This window comes from Actinoplanes sp. NPDC021490, from assembly GCF_055562135.1.
In genome coordinates, this window is the sequence record NZ_JBVHFW010000022.1 from 174,974 (window position 1) to 192,226 (window position 17,253).

At 69.7% G+C, this 17,253-nt stretch carries 16 protein-coding genes and 1 pseudogene; 10 read left to right on the top strand and 7 right to left on the bottom strand.

Going from position 1 to position 17,253, the window contains the following annotated elements; translation table 11 throughout:
- Positions 1-54: 54 nt before the first annotated feature.
- The 3 genes from ACZ3I4_RS41670 to ACZ3I4_RS41680 are packed head-to-tail and all read left to right on the top strand — an operon-like array spanning position 55 to position 2,601.
- Positions 55-510, top strand: coding sequence for a group II truncated hemoglobin (locus ACZ3I4_RS41670; RefSeq protein ID WP_465387659.1), 456 nt, complete (start codon positions 55-57; stop codon positions 508-510).
- Between the two features lie 9 nt (positions 511-519).
- Positions 520-1,710 (top strand): cysteine desulfurase-like protein, encoded by a 1,191-nt coding sequence (locus ACZ3I4_RS41675; protein WP_465387660.1) that lies wholly within the window; start codon positions 520-522, stop codon positions 1,708-1,710.
- A 27-nt stretch (positions 1,711-1,737) separates the two neighbouring features.
- Positions 1,738-2,601: an alpha/beta fold hydrolase gene (locus ACZ3I4_RS41680; protein ID WP_465387661.1), complete on the top strand. Its 864-nt coding sequence runs from the start codon at positions 1,738-1,740 to the stop codon at positions 2,599-2,601.
- A gap of 25 nt (positions 2,602-2,626) precedes the next feature.
- Here ACZ3I4_RS41680 and ACZ3I4_RS41685 read toward each other — a convergent pair whose 3' ends face one another.
- A complete protein-coding gene (locus ACZ3I4_RS41685) occupies positions 2,627-3,259 on the bottom strand; it encodes an FMN-dependent NADH-azoreductase (RefSeq protein ID WP_465387662.1) in 633 nt (210 codons plus the stop codon).
- A gap of 89 nt (positions 3,260-3,348) precedes the next feature.
- On the opposite strand from ACZ3I4_RS41685, the gene ACZ3I4_RS41690 reads away from it, so the two are divergent.
- Positions 3,349-3,786, top strand: a complete 438-nt coding sequence (locus ACZ3I4_RS41690; protein ID WP_465387663.1) for a MarR family winged helix-turn-helix transcriptional regulator — start codon at positions 3,349-3,351, stop codon at positions 3,784-3,786.
- Here the strand turns inward: ACZ3I4_RS41690 and ACZ3I4_RS41695 are convergent.
- The 3 genes from ACZ3I4_RS41695 to ACZ3I4_RS41705 are packed head-to-tail and all read right to left on the bottom strand — an operon-like array spanning position 3,780 to position 5,673.
- On the bottom strand, positions 3,780-4,247 hold the full coding sequence (locus tag ACZ3I4_RS41695; protein WP_465387664.1) for a flavin reductase family protein: 468 nt from the start codon (positions 4,245-4,247) through the stop codon (positions 3,780-3,782). The two genes, ACZ3I4_RS41690 and ACZ3I4_RS41695, sit on opposite strands and share 7 nt — an antisense overlap.
- Before the next feature lie 28 nt (positions 4,248-4,275).
- The gene (locus tag ACZ3I4_RS41700; RefSeq protein ID WP_465387665.1) at positions 4,276-5,190 is read right to left on the bottom strand and encodes an AEC family transporter; all 915 of its coding nucleotides are present in this window, start codon (positions 5,188-5,190) and stop codon (positions 4,276-4,278) included.
- A gap of 3 nt (positions 5,191-5,193) precedes the next feature.
- Positions 5,194-5,673: a glutathione peroxidase gene (locus ACZ3I4_RS41705; RefSeq protein WP_465387666.1), complete on the bottom strand. Its 480-nt coding sequence runs from the start codon at positions 5,671-5,673 to the stop codon at positions 5,194-5,196.
- Between the two features lie 78 nt (positions 5,674-5,751).
- Between ACZ3I4_RS41705 and ACZ3I4_RS41710 the strand changes: the two genes are divergently transcribed.
- On the top strand, positions 5,752-6,924 hold the full coding sequence (locus tag ACZ3I4_RS41710) for a spore photoproduct lyase family protein (RefSeq protein WP_465387667.1): 1,173 nt from the start codon (positions 5,752-5,754) through the stop codon (positions 6,922-6,924).
- Between the two features lie 4 nt (positions 6,925-6,928).
- Here the strand turns inward: ACZ3I4_RS41710 and ACZ3I4_RS41715 are convergent, their stop codons facing one another.
- Positions 6,929-7,153 (bottom strand): hypothetical protein, encoded by a 225-nt coding sequence (locus tag ACZ3I4_RS41715; RefSeq protein WP_465387668.1) that lies wholly within the window; start codon positions 7,151-7,153, stop codon positions 6,929-6,931.
- A gap of 83 nt (positions 7,154-7,236) precedes the next feature.
- Positions 7,237-8,799: a pectate lyase family protein gene (locus ACZ3I4_RS41720; protein WP_465387669.1), complete on the bottom strand. Its 1,563-nt coding sequence runs from the start codon at positions 8,797-8,799 to the stop codon at positions 7,237-7,239.
- Between the two features lie 2,614 nt (positions 8,800-11,413).
- On the opposite strand from ACZ3I4_RS41720, the pseudogene ACZ3I4_RS41725 reads away from it, so the two are divergent.
- A pseudogene (locus ACZ3I4_RS41725) lies at positions 11,414-11,620 on the top strand (GNAT family N-acetyltransferase); the annotation flags it as partial.
- Positions 11,621-11,733: 113 nt separating this feature from the next.
- Here the strand turns inward: ACZ3I4_RS41725 and ACZ3I4_RS41730 are convergent.
- Positions 11,734-12,711: a sugar-binding transcriptional regulator gene (locus ACZ3I4_RS41730; RefSeq protein WP_465387670.1), complete on the bottom strand. Its 978-nt coding sequence runs from the start codon at positions 12,709-12,711 to the stop codon at positions 11,734-11,736.
- Positions 12,712-12,876: 165 nt separating this feature from the next.
- On the opposite strand from ACZ3I4_RS41730, the gene ACZ3I4_RS41735 reads away from it, so the two are divergent.
- The 4 genes from ACZ3I4_RS41735 to ACZ3I4_RS41750 are packed head-to-tail and all read left to right on the top strand — an operon-like array spanning position 12,877 to position 17,219.
- Positions 12,877-13,536, top strand: a complete 660-nt coding sequence (locus ACZ3I4_RS41735) for a DUF2291 family protein (RefSeq protein WP_465387671.1) — start codon at positions 12,877-12,879, stop codon at positions 13,534-13,536.
- Positions 13,536-15,053, top strand: coding sequence for a sugar ABC transporter ATP-binding protein (locus tag ACZ3I4_RS41740; RefSeq protein WP_465387672.1), 1,518 nt, complete (start codon positions 13,536-13,538; stop codon positions 15,051-15,053). Before ACZ3I4_RS41735 ends, ACZ3I4_RS41740 begins: the two co-directional genes overlap by 1 nt.
- Before the next feature lie 33 nt (positions 15,054-15,086).
- Positions 15,087-16,166, top strand: a complete 1,080-nt coding sequence (locus ACZ3I4_RS41745; protein WP_465387673.1) for an ABC transporter permease — start codon at positions 15,087-15,089, stop codon at positions 16,164-16,166.
- A 54-nt stretch (positions 16,167-16,220) separates the two neighbouring features.
- Positions 16,221-17,219 carry a substrate-binding domain-containing protein gene (locus tag ACZ3I4_RS41750; RefSeq protein WP_465387674.1) on the top strand — a complete coding sequence of 333 codons (999 nt, stop codon included), beginning with the start codon at positions 16,221-16,223 and terminating at the stop codon, positions 17,217-17,219.
- The last annotated feature ends 34 nt before the right edge of the window (positions 17,220-17,253 follow it).

The window sequence follows — 17,253 nt, forward strand, 5'->3', positions numbered from 1 at the left end:
GCACCATTATGTGCGTACTTGCCGGTGGCCCGCCGCCCTGCTGAGCTGATCGGCATGACGGACACCCTGTATCAGTGGGCTGGTGGCTTCGAGGCGTTCGCGCGGCTGACCGACGCGTTCTACGCCCGCGTGGAGAAAGACGACCTGCTCGCGCCGCTGTTCGCGCACATGCCGCCGGAGCACGCGCGGCACGTGGCGGTCTGGCTGGCCGAGGTGTTCGGCGGGCCGGCCGACTACACGGCCTCGCACGGCGGCTATCCGCACATGCTGTCCAAGCACCTCGGCATGGCCATCACCGAGCCGCAGCGCCGGCGCTGGGTCAACCTGATCCAGGACGCCGCCGACGAGGCGGGACTGCCCGGCGACCCGGAGTTCCGGGCCGCGTTCCTCGCCTACGTGGAGTGGGGCACCCGGCTGGCCCGCGACAACTCGCAGCCGGGCGCCGAGGTGGCCCGGGCCGCCCCGGTGCCGCGGTGGGGCTGGGGAGAGGCACCCCCGTACCAGCCCTAGGCTGGGATCATGAGCCTCGACGTCGCCCGCATCCGGTCCGGTTATCCCGCGCTCGCCGAGGGGTTCGCGCACTTCGACGGGGCCGGCGGCACCCAACCGGCCGGGGCCGTGATCGAGGCGATCGGCGCGGCCATGCGTACGGCGGTGTCGAACCGCGGCACCGCGCACGATCCGGCCCGCCGCTCGGGGGAGATCGTGGCCGCCGCCCGGGCCGCGGTGGCCGACCTGGTGGGGGCCGACCCGGCCGGGGTCGTGTTCGGGCCCAGCGCCACCGCCCTGACCTACCTGGTGGCCCGCACCCTCGCGCAGGGCTGGGGTCCCGGCGACGAGATCGTGGTGTCCCGGCTCGACCACGACGCCAACGTGCGCCCCTGGGTCCAGGCCGCGGAAACAGCCGGGGCCACCGTACGGTGGGCCGACGTTGATCTGGCGTCCGGTGAGCTGCCCGCCGGGCAGTACGCCGAGCTGGTCGGCCCGCGCACCCGGCTCGTCGCCGTGACCGCGGCCAGCAACGCCATCGGCACCGTGCCCGCCGTCGGCGAGATCGCGGGCCTCGCACACGCGGCCGGGGCCCAGGTCTTCGTGGACGGGGTGCACGCCACCGCCCACCGGCCGACCGACGTGGCCGCGCTCGGCGCCGACTTCTATGTGACCAGCGCCTACAAGTGGTCGGGTCCGCACTACGCCGCGGTGGTCGCCGACCCGGCCGTGTGGGAGCCGCTGCAGCCGGTGAAGCTGATCCCGTCGCCGTCGGCCGCCCCCGACCGGTTCGAGTACGGGACGTTGAGCTTCGAACTGCTGGCCGGCGTGACCGCGGCGGTCGACTTCCTGGCCGGGCTGGCTGCGGGTGCGGGCAGCCGCCGGGCCCGGGTGCTGGCGAGCATGGCGGCGGCCGAGGAGTACGAGAACCGGCTGGCCGCCCGGCTGCTGGACGGGCTGCGGGCCAACGACAAGGTGACGGTGTGCCCGGCCGGGCGCGAGCGGTGCCCGACGATCTCGTTCCGCCTCGCCGGTCAGGCCCCGGCCGAGACCGCGCGGAACCTCGGCGAGCAGGGCATCTGCGTGTCGCACGGCGACTATTACGCGGTCGAGTACTTCGAGGCGGCCGGGCTGCGCGCGACCGGGGGAGCGGTGCGCGCGAGCCTCTACCACTACAACACCGCCGACGAGGTGGACCGGCTGCTCGCCGCGCTCGGCTGAGCCCGGCCGGTGGTGTTGGATGGTCCGGTGGTCGCTGATCAGTCGGTGGAGATCGACGGACGAGTCCTGCGTTACTGCGTCTACGGGCCCGCCGACGGGTTCCCGGTCATCGCGCACAACGGCACGCCGAGCACCCGGTGGCGGCGGCCGGACCAGATCGAGGCGATGAACCGCAGCGGCGTACGGGTGGTGATGCCCGACCGGCCCGGATACGGCGGCTCGACCCGCCGTCCCGGGCGCAGCGTCGCCGATGTGGCCGGGGACGTCCGGCGGCTCGCCGACGCCCAGGGCTGGGACCGGTTCGCCGTGTTCGGCGGCTCGGGCGGCGGACCGCACGCGCTGGCCTGCGCGGCACTGCTGCCCGAGCGGGTGATCCGCTGCGCCGTGCTGTCCGGCATCCGCCCGCCCAGCGACGGCCTCCACTCGCCCGCCGACGGCCTCCACCCGCCCCGCGACGGCATCCGGCCGCCCGGCGACGCGCCACCGCCGGTCGAGCAGACCCTGCGGCCCGAGCTCGAGCGGATCTCGCGCGACATCATGGCGATCGTCGCCGCCGGTGGGCCGGAGCATCCCAGCCTGGTCTCCGGCCCGCCGGCCCGCGACGACCCGGAGGCCATGGCCCGCCTGCGAGCCACCTTCGTCGACAGCTACGACGGCTGGGTCGACGACAAGATCGCCTTCGCCCGCCCGTGGGGGTTCGCCATGCCGGACGGTTCGGTGCCGGTCGGGCTCTGGTACGGCACCGACGACCAGAACGTCTCTGCCGACCACGCCCACTGGCTGCTGGCCAACATCGGCGGAGCGCAGGGTCACGAGTACACCGGCGGCCACGTGCCGGGCCCGGCGACGTTCGGCGAGATCTACGACTGGCTGCGCGGCGCGGGCCGCTGACTGCCATGGCCCGACCGGCCGCGTCTCATGACAGGAACTCCTTGGCGGCGTCGCGGGCCTGGGCGTGGGCCTGCCTGCGGCCGGTGTCGGCGTCGGCGGTGGCCAGGTTCGGGCGGAAGTGGATGCTGCGAATGTTGTCGATGCCCGCCCAGCGCAGCCATTCCTCGAAGTACGGGGCCTGGAAGTCGGCGCCGAAGGCCGGGCCGCGTTCGGGGCCGTACACGGCGCTGGTGTAGATCACGGCAGCGCGCTTGCCCGTCAGCAGGCCGCTGTAGCCCCGCTCGGGGTCGAAGCCGAAGACCAGGCCGGGCTGGCTGACGACGTCGATGAACTGCTTGAGGATGTACGGCACTCCGGCGTTCCACATGGGCACGCTGAAGACGTACCGGTCGGCGGCGTCGAAGCGGCGGAACGTGGCGATGGCGGCGTCCCAGGCGTCGGCGGCCGCGCCGCGGGGCTGTTCGCCGGCGAAGACGGCCATCTTGGCGGCCGCGGCGTCCGGGCCGAACGCGGGCAGGGTGCCGTCCCAGAGGTCGTACGTCTCGATCGGGGTGGAGGGGGAGACGTCGCGGAGCGTGTCGAGGAACGTGGTCGCGATCGCGAGGGACTCGGAGCGCGGGCCGCGCGGGGATGCGGAAAGGTGCAGAACCTTGGTCACTGTCTCGTCCCGTCGTCAGAAGAATGCGTGCGCACGCACATTCTTACTCCGATGCGTGCGCACGCACAAGAATTGGGTAGCCTGAGGTGATGGGCGACACCGACACGGCCGCGTGGGCGGCGCTGCTGCGGGTGCACGCGGCGCTGGTGCCCCGCCTCGACCGCGAGCTCCAGCAGCAGTGCGGACTGCCGCTGACCTGGTACGACGTACTGCTCGAACTCAACTCGGCCCCGGACCGGCGGCTCAGCATGGGCGAGCTGGGCGAGGTCGCGGTGGTGTCCCGCACGCGGGTCAGCCGGGTCGTCGACCAGTTGGTCGAGGCCGGGCTGGTGAGCCGGGCGGCCAACCCCGAGGACAAGCGTTCCGCGTACGCGGTGATCACCGACGAGGGGCGCAGGACGTTGCGCGCCGCCGCGCCGGTCTATCTGGCCGCGATCGAACGTCACTACACGTCACACATGACGGCCGCGGAGTCGCGCAGCGTGGCCGCCGCCCTCGAGAAGGTGCTGGCCGCCCAGCGTCAGTGATGGGCGATGAAGTCGCGGTCGTGATAGACCAGGCGACCGCCGGGCGGGCCCAGCAGCACGTCGTGGACCTCGGCGATGACGACCGTGGACGTGCCGACCGGCACGAGCCGCAGCGGGGTGCCGCGCAGCGAGGCCAGCGCCGAGGTCAGGACCGGCTCGCCGGTCGGCAGCGTCTCCCAGCCCTGGCCGGCGGCGAAGCGGTCGCCGTTCGGGCCGGCGAACGTGCGGGCCAGCGCGGCCGACGACGGGCCCAGCAGGTTGACCACGAAGCTCGGCGCGCGCAGCAGGGCCTGGGCCGACGGCGAGTCCATCACCGAGAACGACAGGGCCGGCGGCTGCACCGACACCGACGCCACGCTGGAGGCGGTCAGTCCGACCGGCCCGGCCGCGGTGATGATGGCTACGCCGGTGGGGTAGCGGCGGAACGCTGCCTTGAAACCGGTCTCGACACTGCTGAGCACCATCGAACCGTAGAACTTCAACCTTGGTTCACGTCAACGTGTGCAAGATCGCAATTGCCACGAGCGAGGGCATGCAGGCCAGGGTCGACAGGAAGACGGCGTCGCGCGCGAGCACCACGCCGCGGTCGAAGGCCTGCGCGTACAGGAAGACGTTCTGCGCGGCGGGAAGGGCGGCCAGGACCGTGACCGCGTACGTCTCGGTGGGGGTCAGGCGCAGGGCGAGCGCGAGCAGGAAGGCGATCAGCGGCATGATCACGGCCTTGAGCACCACCGCGGCGATCACCGGAATACGGTCGGGGCCGGGCTCGAGCAGGCGCCGGCCGGACAGCGACATGCCGAAAGCGACGAGCACGACGGGCGCGGCCGAGTTGCCCATCGCCGCGATCGGCTCGGTGAACACGGACGGCAGCCGTACGCCGGTGACCGAGACGATGATTCCGAGCAGGACGGCCACGGTGAGTGGGCTCCGCAGGGGCACGGTCAGCGACGTCCGCCACGAGCTGTGACCGGTGGTGGCGATCTCGAGCAGGGTCACCGTGACCGGCATGAAGACGAGCAGCTGCAGCAGGAAGATCGGCACCACGAGGGCGGTGTCGCCGAGCACGTACAAGGCGATCGGAATGCCGATGAAGGCCGCGTTCACGTAGCCGCCGGCGAGCGCGCCGACGATCCGGGCGCCGGGATCGCGGCCGCGCGTCGTGACCGTGTGCAGGCCGAAACAGACGATCGCCGCGGCGGCCGAGACGAGCAGCGGCTCCGTGAAGAGCTTGCCCGGGTCGGACGCCGCGGCGCTGGTGAACAGCAGGCAGGGCGACAGCACGGTGTACGCGAGCCGCCCGGCCACGGTCTCCGTCTCGGCGGGCAGCCGGCCCCAGCGACCGGCCACCCACCCGGCGACCACGATCACGCCGATGACCGCGAAACCGGAGAGCGCCGAAAACACGCCTTACGGGCGCGGGGCGGCGAGCTCGCGGTCGATCGCCGCGGTCAGACCGGCGTCGTCGGGGGTGACGCCGGGGGCGAAGCGGCCCGCGACCTCGCCCGTACGGGAAATCAGGAATTTCTCGAAGTTCCACTGGATGTCCTGGTCGCCGGCCAGCTCGGTGTAGAGCGGGTGACGGTCCGGGCCCAGCACCGTGATCTTGGAAAACATCGGGAACTGGATCGAGTACGTGCTGCGGCAGAACTCGGCGATCTCCTCGTCGGTGCCGGGTTCCTGGCCCGCGAAGTCGTTCGCCGGGAAGCCGAGCACGGCGAAACCCTGGCCGGCCAGGCTCTCGTGCAGCTTCTCCAGGCCCTCGTACTGCGGGGTGAGTCCGCACTTGGAGGCCACGTTCACCACCAGCAGCACCTGCCCCGCGTAGTCGCCGAGGGTGGCGTCCTCGCCGGTGATGGTCTTCAGCGGGATCTCTTGAATCGCCGTCATCGCAGTGCCGCTCCCTCTCGGGCCAACTTCCGGACCCGGCAAACGGTACATCCGGCCTGGCCGGGGTACGTGCCGAGGGTGACCGACCTCGGCGTGCCGCTGGCCCTGGACGACATCGACGCGCCGCACAGCGCCAGCGGCGAGAAGATCTGGACGCATGATCTCAGCGGGGTCGCGCCGCCGGCCCGGCCCGCCCGCCGCTGGACGCCCAAGCGCGTCGTGGCCACCCCGCCCGCGTACGACCATCCGCACGGCCGCCGCATCATGGCGCTGGTCGAGGCCCAGGGCATCGAGGTCGAGCGGCTCAAGTCGGCCCGGCTCACCGATGTCCGCGGCGAGAACGACCGGCAGACGTACGCCCGGGCGAAGTCGACCATGGCCATCGTGGTGAGCCCGCCCTCGCGCCGCAAACTGCAGCCGATCGCCCCGAGTGCGGACTGGCGCTTCGACCTGGCCGAGGGCTGCCCGGCCCACTGCCAGTACTGCTATCTGGCGGGCTCGCTCTCCGGGCCGCCGGTGACCCGCGTGTACGCCGACCTCGACGACATCCTCGACGGGCTGGCCGAATACGCCGGCCGGGGCACGGTGACCAGCCGCCGGGCCGCGCGCCGCGACGAGGGCACCACCTTCGAGGCGTCCTGCTACACCGACCCGCTGGCGCTCGAGCATCTGACCGGCAGTTGGAGCCGGGCGGTCGAGCACTTCGGGGCCTGGGACGCGCCGGTGCAATTGCGCTGGACGACCAAGTTCGCCGATGTGGGCGCCTTCACCGGGCTGGCGCATCACGGTCGTACGCGGGTCCGGTTGAGTGTCAACTGCCTGCCGGTCACCACCCGCATGGAGGGCGGCACCAGCCCGCTGCCCGAACGGCTGGCGGCGCTGCGCACTCTCGCGCTCGCCGGCTATCCCGTCGGTCTGACCATCGCGCCGATCATGCCGGTCGAGAACTGGCGGGACCGCTACGGCGAACTGCTCGATGCCGTAGCGGCCGCCGTCGACAAGGTGCCGGACCTCGACCTCACCGCCGAACTGATCACCCACCGGTTCACCCCGGGGAGCAAAGAGGTGCTGCTCGGCTGGTATCCGCGGACCCGGCTCGAGATGGACGAGGAGTCACGCAGCCGCAAACACGGCAAGTTCGGCGCGGTCAAATACGTCTACCCGCCGGACGTGATGGCCGAGCTGCGCGGCTGGTTCGAATCCCGGATCGCCGCGCGGCTCCCCGCCTGCCGGATCCTCTATTGGACCTGAGGCCTCACTCCCGCGGCGGGGAGTCCGGGCCATGCACTCCCGGTACGTCCCCCGGCAGCCCCGAGTCGTCCGGGTGGTGCTCCGGAATCCGGGCGGGCTGAGGCCGCTCACCCCGTTCCGGAAGATCGGTCAGATCGATGGGATGTTCGATTTCGGGCTGGGCGCTCGGTTCACGAACAGACATGCCGGCCTCCTCGTTGATTTCGGACGAGCCGTTCACTTCCGGCATACCCGCCCAAGACGATGCCCATGCGGGATTCTGGCCCCGAGGGGCCTTCCGGCTTCGAGACAACCGGAAGGCCCCCGTCCACTTCAGCTCGCGTACGTCTCGAACTCGGCCACCCGCGGCGCCGCGCTCGCGCTGGTGATCTCGAACGTGACCTTCTTGAGCGAGGTCGGCGTGAAACTGATGACGCCCGCCCCGGAGCCGGTCTTGAGCACCGCGCCCGTGTCACCGTTCAGGACCCGGTACGCGGTCACTGCGGACGACACCTCGCGGACGTTGATGCGGCCGACGGTGGTGGCCGCGCTCCACTTGATCGAGATGCTGCCGGTCGTGCCGCTGGGGGACCAGTACGTGGTCAGGCTGCCGTCCTTGACGTTGCCGTAGCTCGTGCCGCTCGCCTTGCTGGAACCGTCGGCGCCCCCGCTGAGGCTCAGGTTGGTGCCACTGGGCTGGGTCGGCGTGGGCGTCGGGGTGGTCGGGCCCGGCGTGGTCGGCGTGGGGGTCGGCGTTGTCGGCCCCGGCGTGGTCGGCGACGGGTTCGTCGGGGTGCAGCTGCCGTTCGACGTACGCAGGCCGGTGTTGGCGCCCGCGGTCGAGCGCACCGTGGCCGGCACGCAGGAGCCACCGTCCAGGCTGTACGAGTACGGCACGCTGACCGTGGTCGTCGACGTCAGGTTGGGCCCGGCCGGCTTGGTGTCGGTGCCCGGGCTCGACCAGGTCACGTTGTCGAGGACGTTGCCGGCGACCTGCCAGTAGCCCGCCGCGTCGGTGTAGAACGTGCCCAGGACGTCCTTCGAGTCCTCGAAGTAGTTGTTCTCGACCTTGGCCCGGGCGCCGGCGCGCGAGTTGATGCCCGATTCGTTGAGGCTGTAGTAGTAGTTGTTGTAGATGTGCGCGATGCCGCCACGCAGCAACGGCGTACGGGAATCAATGTTCGAGTAGTAGTTGTGGTGGAACGTGACGAAGCCGTTGGACGTGTCGCTCTCGCTCGAGCCGATCAGCCCGCCGCGGCCCGAGTTGCGCAAGATGCTGTACGACAGGGTCACGTACTGCGTGTTGTCCTTCATGTCGAACAGGCCGTCGTAGCCCTCCGACTCGCCGCCCGACGCTTCCAGCGTGACGTGGTCGACCCAGACGTTACGGACCGTGCTCTCCATGCCGATCGCGTCGCCGCCGTTGGACGTCGGCGAACCCGACTTCTTGACGTTCCGCACGGTCACGTTCTGAATGATGATGTTGCTCGAGTCCCGGATGTGAATGCCCAGCTGGTCAAAGACCGCGCCGCCCCCCACCCCGATGATCGTGACGTTGCTGATCTCCTTGAGCTCGATCTTGTCGGCCGCCGTGTTGCAGCTGCTGCCCGAGACCTTGGTCGTGTTGCCGTGGTTGATCGTGCCGGAAACCTCGATCGTGATCGGCGTGCTGCTGCTGGCCCGGCTACACAGTGCCTGGTGAATCTGGGTGCCGGTGGTGGCCCGCACGGTCGCGCCGCCGTTGCCTCCGGTCGTGCCACCGTTGCTGGACGCGTAGCCGGTCGCGGAGCCCACCGCGGCCGCACTCGCCTGAGGCAATGGCAGCGCCGCAACGATCGCCGCTCCCACGGCCCCCGTCGTCAGCGCCACAAGTGCGCGTTTGGCTGAACGTTTCATGGCTGTCTCGCTCCTCTGTCACCTAGCGGGCGCTGCCACTACGAACCGTTGTCTCCGACCCGCAACCTTGTTCCCGGCCACGACCCAGCCACCCACGCCGACCCGGCGATCCGTATGCAGGAAAGCGCTTACCTCAGCGAGAATAGAAACAAGTCAATAGCCAGAGCAAGCGTTTGCAGTGATTTGCATTTCAGTTGGGGGGAGCGCTCCCACCGGCCGGCCCTTCTCGCCAGGCCGAACCCAGCCTCAAACTCGGGGACCGTCAGTCCGAGTTCGACTTGGACCCGGCCCCCTGGGCCTGGGCCTGGGGCTGGCCTCGCCGCGACATGGCCGGGCCGGGCCGAGGCCTTGGTTTCGGTGTTGGCGTCGGAGGTGGCGTTGGTTTGGGCTGCGGCTTGGAGTGGGTCGGGGCTGGGGTCGCATCCGTCCGGGTCGGGTTCTGAGCGGAGCCGTCGTGCAGGTCGGCCGTCGTTGGCCCCGCCGTTGCCGGTCGGGTGTCGAGGCACCGGACACTCTTGGACTTGGGCTGCGGGCCACGCTTGAACTGGCCGGGCCGTGGCCTGCGCGAAGCCGTCGTTCAGGGATCGGATCGGGTTGGGTCCTGAGCGGAGCCGTCGTGCAGGTCGGCCGTCTTTGGCTCGGGCGTTGCCGGTCAGCCGTGGAGACACCGGACGAGCTTTAACTTGGGCTGGGGCAGGGGCAGGGGCTGGGGTCCGGTCCAGAGTCAAGCTGTCGTGCAAGTCGACGGTCTTCGCCTCCGACCTTTCCGCTCAGGCGTAGAGACGCCGGACGAGCTGAGGTTCTTGGCTGAGGGCTGAGGGCTGAGGGCTGAGGGCCTGGACTTGGAACTGGGCTCGACCCGGGCCCGGACCCGGACCCGGACCCGGAGCCGGAGCCGGAGCCGGAGCCGGAGCCGGAGCCGGCGCTGGGGCTGGGCTGGGGCCTGAGCTGGGACTGGTCTGGGTCTGGGCCGCGACCTGGCTTGGGCGTGGGCTTGCTGGGCCTGACCTGTCTGGCCTGAGCCTGGCTAGGTCCGAGATCGGGTGCCGACAGGAGTTCTGACAGTCGCAGCGGTCGCCACCTTGGCTGAGGCGCCGATTTTGTTTGTGTTTGCGCGCGCCGCTCTGCTCAACGCATGGCCCTGGTCGTCTTCCGGCGCCCCAGCTCGCCTCAGGCGACCACCACACCTGGCGATCCAGCTCAAGGGGGACCAGGCGATCCCTGCCATTGGGATAGCCCGAGCCGGCGTGAGGGCTGCCGCAGCTTCGGGCACGCCGCCCGGTCGACTCCGCTTCCATGCCAAGACGCCGAACCAATCGGAGGGTCGAGCAGACCGTGCGGCATACGCCTCCGCGGCACGACTGGCGCATCGCACCACGCACCCATGTGGCCTTTCGGCAACGATTACCGCTCCGCGCTCCCGCCCTCGAAGCGGTCCGAACTCATTAAAATTCGCCGACCGGAAATGTTCGAATTTCGGAAAATCTCTGACCTCGACCACAGCGCGATGAGTTTCCCGCACCCGACGCCTGAATGCGGCATCGAGTGTCACCGCAGCCACCCCCGAACAGTAACCAAAGAAATGCAATAAACCACCATCCAAGCTCCGTTCTCTAACCGCAGAACCTGTACCCCGACCCCGCGAACGGACGGTTTGAACCCGGGCCTGCGGGGCAGCCGTCGAAGCCGGCCGCGTCTGCTGAACAGGCTCCGGCGCGGGCATGACGGGCTGACTGGCCTGCTTCGAGGCGGGGACCTGCATAGATGACGCCAGGCCAAGTTCTTGCAGGCGCCGCATCTTCTCCGCATGCCGCCGCTTCAAGCCCCACGAACGATGCCGCTCATGCTCGCGCCGAAACCTCTCCCGCTCTGCCGAATAATTGCGCCCCAAGGTCCGATCGCGCATTGCAGCAGTCTCGGCCCGGCTGAACAACGACATCTGGCCCATGCTTAATTGTTCCGCACCCGAGCCGCGCCATGTCAGTATTGGATCATGCCAATCGCGCCATTGTATTGATCAATGTCCCAGCGCCTATGAATATCTTGCGATGTGCCGGAGCCATTGTGCAGCGGGCCCGTTTCGGCGGTGGTGCTGGATGTCGATGGCGCTGCGGGGCCGTATGCGGTAGGCGATTGCGGCATCTGGGGGAGCGCACCAACCGTGACCACGCCACACGCAGAGACCAAGCAGAATTCGAGATGAGTCCCCGTACGGGATGGTGCCGGGCGGTGCGGTTCACCGTGCTGCGCCGACGCGTGTGGATGGCGTTGCGAGGTCGCGGAACGGATGGGGTGCAGCCCGGGCGGACGGAGGGTGGACGCCGACTGGACAGAGGCGCGATGGTTCGGTGCGAGATGCAGTGGGCGTGGCGCGGCAGGTCGCAGGGCGAGGCCGAATGGGCACGCGCGGCGAAGCAGTTCAAGGAGCAGCGCGGAGGTGGATCGCAGACTGCAAATTGGAGCGGCTGCCCCGGTGAGTCGAAGCCGCCGAAGTCAAGGGGTGATTGGAGCTATGGACGGCATATTCGCTCTTCGGCCGGCCACCCAAAACGACGCCTTCCTGCTGGCCGACATCGTCATGCTGGCCACCAAGGCGCAAGCCCGCTGGCCCGCGATGACGCCGGCCGAAGAAGCGGAGTGGCGGGACGGTTTCGCCGATTGGACGCGCCGCACCCTTGGCGACGTCGTGGTGGAGGGTGACGACATCATCGGCCGGTTGCGGGTGGTTCGGGGTGACGGCTTTCTCCGGCTCGCCGGTATTCAGCTTCTGCCGTCCGTGCAGAACCGCGGAATCGGCACCGCCATCATCCGCGCGCTTCAAGAGCGTGCCCGCACCGAAGATGTTCCCCTGCTGATCGGCGTCGAGAAGGACTACCCCGGCACGCAGCGGTTCGACTTTGTGCTCTTGGGGAGGAGGTTGACGCTGGGTGGCGCCTATTCCAGGAGGCTTCGCGCCACCTGCAGATCGGTGATGAGAACGTTGACCCAGCCGCCCCGGACGGCGGCCCGGATGGCGTTTTTCTTGCGCAGGCCGCCGGCCACGGCCACCCGCCGGGGGACGCGCATCAGCGTGGCCGGGTCGATGCCTAGGACGCGTTCGTCGAAGGCCGACTCGATGTGCCCGCCCTCGGCGTCGAAGAAGCGCATGCACACGTCGCCGACGGCGCCGGCTGAGCGCAAGCCTGGCAGCTCGCTTTCGGCGAACGCGTTGCCGCTTTCGCGCAGCAGCGGGGACGGTTCGATGCTGCCCACGCCGACCAGCGCCATGGTCAGGTCGTCGCACGCCTTCAGCACCGGCTCGATGTTGGGGTCCGTGACGAACATCTGCCGCATGTCGCCCGACGCCAGCAGGCCGGGCGCCGGCAGATAGACGGCCTGAGCGCCGGTCAGGGCGGCCAAGCGGCCGGTGATGCGGGTCGCCTGGGTCTGCGCCGTCACGTTGCCGACGCCGCCCAGCATCTGCACCACCTGGTCGGCGACCGGGGTGGGCCGGGGATGCATGGCCTCGACCGTGGCCAGGATCGTCGAGCTCCACGATGACACCCCGATCCGTTCGCCGCCCATCAGCGTCGTCTCGAGGTGGACCGCCGCCGCCGAGCCGAGGGCCCGCATCACGTGGCTCTCGTCGGCGTGGTCGTCGGTGTCGGCCACGATCACCTCGGTCAGCCCGTACGCCTGCTCGATCTGTTCCTCGAGTTCCGCGTAGACCCCGCGCGGCGCGGTCACCGTCGTGCGCACGATGCCCAGGTCGACCGCGCGTTTGAGCAACCTGGACACGCGCGGCTGGGAGATGTGCAGCTGCTGGGCGATCTGGGGCTGGCGCATGCCCCGCTCGTGGTACATGCGCGCCACCTTGGTCAGCAGCCGGATCTGCTCGGGGGCGACCTCGTCCACCGCGTAGCGCTCTGCCACTCCGACCTCCCGTTGTGCATGTCGCGACTCCGAAGAATATCCATTCACCGCCGCCGGGCGGCCAGCGGAGAGCGGCGAAGCGAGAGCGGAACAACCCGTTGACAAGCGTGACATCCACCATTCACAGTGGTGGCATGCCCAATCGCCTATGAATGGATATTCAACATGACGGTGATCACGCGCCGATTGCTTGCGGCGGCGACGACGCTGGCGCTCGCCTCGGCGGTGACGGCCTGCTCCAAGGTGCCGGGCGTCTACGTGTACGAGAAGGACGGGCAGGCCGCGGCCGAGTCGAACGCCACCGACCCGGCGACCTACGTGAACGACAACTGGGCGCAGAAGATCGTCCCGGCCGTCCACGACAACGCCAAGGACGTCACCGAGGTGGCCGCCGCGATCAAGGAGGACCCGGAGGCGGCCGGCCGCGAGCTCGGCAAGCAGGCCGGCACGGGCAGCCCGTACGCGTTCATGGTCAAGGGCACGGGCACGGTCACCGAAGTCGACACCTCGGTCCCCACCGGCCCGATCACCGTCGAGGTGCCGCAGGCCGGCGGCCGCCCGCTCAAGCTGACCATCGCGAGCGGCCCGGTCATCGCCGGCACGGCCGTGCGCGACGCCGTCGGGTTCATCGCGTTCGGCGACTTCACCAACCAGATCGACTACGCCGAGGTCGCGAACCAGATCAACGACAAGGTCAAGACCGACGTCATCGCCAAGGTGGACCGGGACACGCTGAAGGGCAAGAAGGTCAGCTTCTACGGCGCGTTCTCGTCGCTGACTCCCGGCACGATCTTCCTGGTGCCGACCGAGCTGGCGGTGCAGTGATGCCGGAGATTCTCGAGGCGCGCAACATCAGCAAGAACTACGGCGGCGTCAAGGCGCTCAAGGATGTCACCTTCACCGCGTACCGGGGGAAGGTCAATGTCCTGGTCGGCGAGAACGGCGCGGGCAAGTCCACGCTGATGAAGATCCTGTCCGGCAGTGAACAGCCGACCAGCGGCGAGATCCTTCTCGAGGGTGAGGCGGTGCAGCTGCCCAACCCGCGCGAGGCGCAGAAGCGCGGCATCGGGATCATCCACCAGGAGCTCAGCCTCTTCCCCAACCTGACCATCGCCGAGAACCTCTTCGCGGGCCGTGAGCTGCGCAAGGGCGGCCGGTTCGTCGACGCCGCCGGGCAGCGCCGCCGCGCCCGCGAGGTCCTCCGGCGGCTCGGCCAGGACAAGGTCGACCCGGACACGCTCGTCGGCGACCTGCCGATCGGCCAGCAGCAGCTCGTCGAGATCGGGCGGGTGCTTCTGGAGGACGTACGGGTGCTGATCATGGATGAGCCGACGTCGGCGCTGTCCAACCACGAGGTCGACGTGCTGTTCGACGTGATGGGCGATCTGCGCCGGGACGACGTCACGGTCATCTACATCTCGCACAAGCTCGACGAGTTCCGCCGCATCGGCGACTGGGTGACGGTCTTCCGCGACGGCAGCCTCGTCGCCCACGAATCGATGAGCCGCACCGACACCGGCTGGATCGTGCGCCAGATGGTCGGCCGGGACCCCGATTCCCTGTACGTCCGCAACAGCTCCCCGGCCGGTGACGTCCTGCTCGACGTGCGCGGTCTGACCGTCCCGGGCACGGTCAAGGTCGACGACGTGTCGCTGACCGTGCGGGCCGGCGAGGTGGTCGGCATCTACGGCCTGATGGGCGCGGGCCGCACCGAGCTGGTCGAGACGCTGATGGGCATGCGCAGGGCGAGCGCCGGCGAGGTTCTCGTGCGCGGAACCCGGGAGCCCAAGGGCACGGTGCAGGCCCGGATGGCGGCCGGTCTGGCCCTGGTGCCCGAGGACCGCCAGCGCGACGGTCTCGTGCAGACCATGTCCGTACGGGAGAACATTCTGCTCGCGACCCTCGCCCGGATGACCCGCGGCGGGCTGCTGAACGGCGGCGCGGAGCAGCGCACGGCCCGGGGCAAGGTCGGCGAGCTGGCCATCAAGATCCCCGGGCTGGGCGCGCTCGTCACCTCGCTCAGCGGCGGCAACCAGCAGAAGGTCGTCCTGGCCCGCGCCCTGCTCACCGACCCGGTCGTGCTGCTGCTGGACGAGCCGACCCGCGGCATCGACGTCGGCGCCAAGTCGCAGATCGCCTCGCTGATGGCCGACCTGGCCGCCCAGGGCTTCGGGGTCCTGTTCATCTCGTCCGAGCTGGCCGAGGTGATGGCCATGGCCGACCGGGTGCTGGTGATGGCCCGCGGCCGCGTCACCGCCGAGTTCACCGCCGAGAACGTCACCGAGGAAGCGCTCGTCACCGCTTCCGCATCCGAAAGCGTCCTGGAGGCCGCAAATGACTGACACGTCGGGCAGCGTCCCGGAGGGCAGGACACCATGACCGACACGCACGTGGCTCCGCCCCGGGAAGCCGCCGCGCCTCAGCCGGACGAGCCGAAGAACACCGCGCCGGCCCGGGCCGCCCTGCTGCTCCTGCGCGGGCGCACGCTGGTCGTCCTGGTCATCCTGGTGATCATCTTCAGCTCGATCTCGTCGGAGTATCTGACGCAGAGCAACCTGATCCTGATGACCAAGCACGTGGCCATCAACGCGATCCTGGCCATCGGCGTCACCTTCGTGATCCTGACCGGCGGCATCGACCTGTCGGTGGGCTCGATCGCGGGCCTGGCCAGCATGGTCGCGGGCGGTCTGCTGTTCAAGGGCTTCGACATGCCCGGCGGCACCATCTTCTTCTCGGTGGCCGTGGTCATTCTCATCGGCATCGTGGTCGGCGCGCTGGTCGGCGCGGTCAACGGCGTGCTGATCACCCGGTTCAAGGTGGCGCCGTTCATCGCCACCCTCGGCATGCTCTACGTGGCCCGCGGCGCCGCGCAGTTGCACAGCGACGGCGGCACCTACCCCGACCTGGCCGGCACCGAGGCGCGCGGCAACACCGGCTTCGGGTTCATCGGCGTCGACAGCATCCTGGGCATCCCGGTCGCCGTCTGGATCATGGTGGTGGTCGCGGCGGCGGCGATCGTCGTGACCACCAAGACCCCGTTCGGCAAGCGCATCTTCGCCGTGGGTGGCAACGAGCGCGCGGCGGTGCTCTCCGGCATCCGGGTCACCAGGATCAAGATTGCCGTGTACGTCATCTCGGGCGCGTGCGCCGCGCTGGCCGGCCTGCTGCTGACCTCCGAGCTGGGCGCCGCCTATCCGGACACCGCGACGACGTACGAGCTCAACGCGATCGCCGCGGCGGTGCTCGGCGGCACCGCGCTCAGCGGCGGCCGCGGCACGATCATCGGCACCGTCATGGGCGCCTTCGTCATCGGCTTCCTGAGCGACGGCCTGGTCCTGGTCGGCGTCTCCACCTTCTGGCAGTCCGTGGTCAAGGGCGCCGTCATCGTCTTCGCCGTCATCACCGAGCAGGCCCAGCAGCGCCTGCAGTCCAACCTCGCCAAACGCACCACCTGATCACCCGCACCGCCGAAACTCCCCCGCTCCATCGCTTGTGAAGGGACAAATCCCATGAAATACCTCCCCTCCCGGAGAGCTTTTCTCGCCGTCGGCGCCGCCTCGGTGCTCGCCCTGGCCGCCTGTGGTGGCGGCGACGACGAAGGGTCCTCGTCGTCCGGCGAGAGCGCGGCCCCGGCCGCGTCCAAGCTGATCGTCATCATCACGCCGTCGCCCGACAACGTGTTCTTCAAGGCCGAGCAGGACGCGGCCGACGCGCAGGCCAAGAAGCTCGGCTACGAGACGCTGGTGCTCAGCCACGACGACGACCCGACCAAGCAGAGCCAGCAGTTCGACACGGCGATCTCGCGCAAGGCAGCCGCGATCATCCTGGACAACGCGGGCGCGGACGCCTCGGTCACCGCCATCCAGCGGGCCAAGGACGCCAGCATCCCGACGTTCCTGATCGACCGGGAAATCAACAAGACCGGCGTCGCGGTCGCCCAGATCGTCTCCAACAACGCCCAGGGCGCCGGCCTCGGCGGTCAGGAGTTCGCCAAGCTGATGGGCAGCAAGGGCGAGTACGCCGAGCTGCTCGGCAAGCCCACCGACACCAACGCCGGGGTCCGCTCGAAGGGCTACCACGGCATCCTCGACCAGTACCCGGACCTCAAGATGGTCGCGCAGCAGAGCGCGAACTGGGACCAGGCCGAGGCGCTGCAGAAAACTCAGACCATTTTGCAGGCGCACCCGAACATCAAGGGCATCATCGCCGGCAACGACACGATGGCCCTGGGCGCGTACGCGGCGGTCCAGGCCTCCAGCAAGAAGGACATCATCGTCGTCGGCTTCGACGGCAGCCCCGACGTCGTCTCCTCGATCCAGAAGAAGGCGATCAAGGCGACCGTCCTGCAGCCCGCCAGCAAGATCGCCGAGATGGCCGTCGACCAGGCCGACGCCTACCTCAAGGCCGGCGGCAAGACCGACCAGCCCGAGAAGCAGTCGATCGACTGCGTGCTCGTCAACCCCGACAACGCCGGATCGGTCAAGAACTTCGCCGTCGAAGGCTCCTGAACACCGGGGCGGGCCCGCCGAGGCCCGCCCTTCA

Bases quoted from the DNA above. Each gene is read 5' to 3' on its own strand.
- ACZ3I4_RS41670 (WP_465387659.1), top strand. From the start codon at position 55: ATGACGGACACCCTGTATCAGTGGGCTGGTGGCTTCGAGGCGTTCGCG.
- ACZ3I4_RS41675 (WP_465387660.1), top strand. From the start codon at position 520: ATGAGCCTCGACGTCGCCCGCATCCGGTCCGGTTATCCCGCGCTCGCC.
- ACZ3I4_RS41690 (WP_465387663.1), top strand. From the start codon at position 3,349: ATGGGCGACACCGACACGGCCGCGTGGGCGGCGCTGCTGCGGGTGCAC.
- ACZ3I4_RS41705 (WP_465387666.1), bottom strand. From the start codon at position 5,673: ATGACGGCGATTCAAGAGATCCCGCTGAAGACCATCACCGGCGAGGAC.
- ACZ3I4_RS41715 (WP_465387668.1), bottom strand. From the start codon at position 7,153: ATGCCGGAAGTGAACGGCTCGTCCGAAATCAACGAGGAGGCCGGCATG.
- ACZ3I4_RS41720 (WP_465387669.1), bottom strand. From the start codon at position 8,799: ATGAAACGTTCAGCCAAACGCGCACTTGTGGCGCTGACGACGGGGGCC.
- ACZ3I4_RS41735 (WP_465387671.1), top strand. From the start codon at position 12,877: ATGACGGTGATCACGCGCCGATTGCTTGCGGCGGCGACGACGCTGGCG.
- ACZ3I4_RS41740 (WP_465387672.1), top strand. From the start codon at position 13,536: ATGCCGGAGATTCTCGAGGCGCGCAACATCAGCAAGAACTACGGCGGC.
- ACZ3I4_RS41745 (WP_465387673.1), top strand. From the start codon at position 15,087: ATGACCGACACGCACGTGGCTCCGCCCCGGGAAGCCGCCGCGCCTCAG.
- ACZ3I4_RS41750 (WP_465387674.1), top strand. From the start codon at position 16,221: ATGAAATACCTCCCCTCCCGGAGAGCTTTTCTCGCCGTCGGCGCCGCC.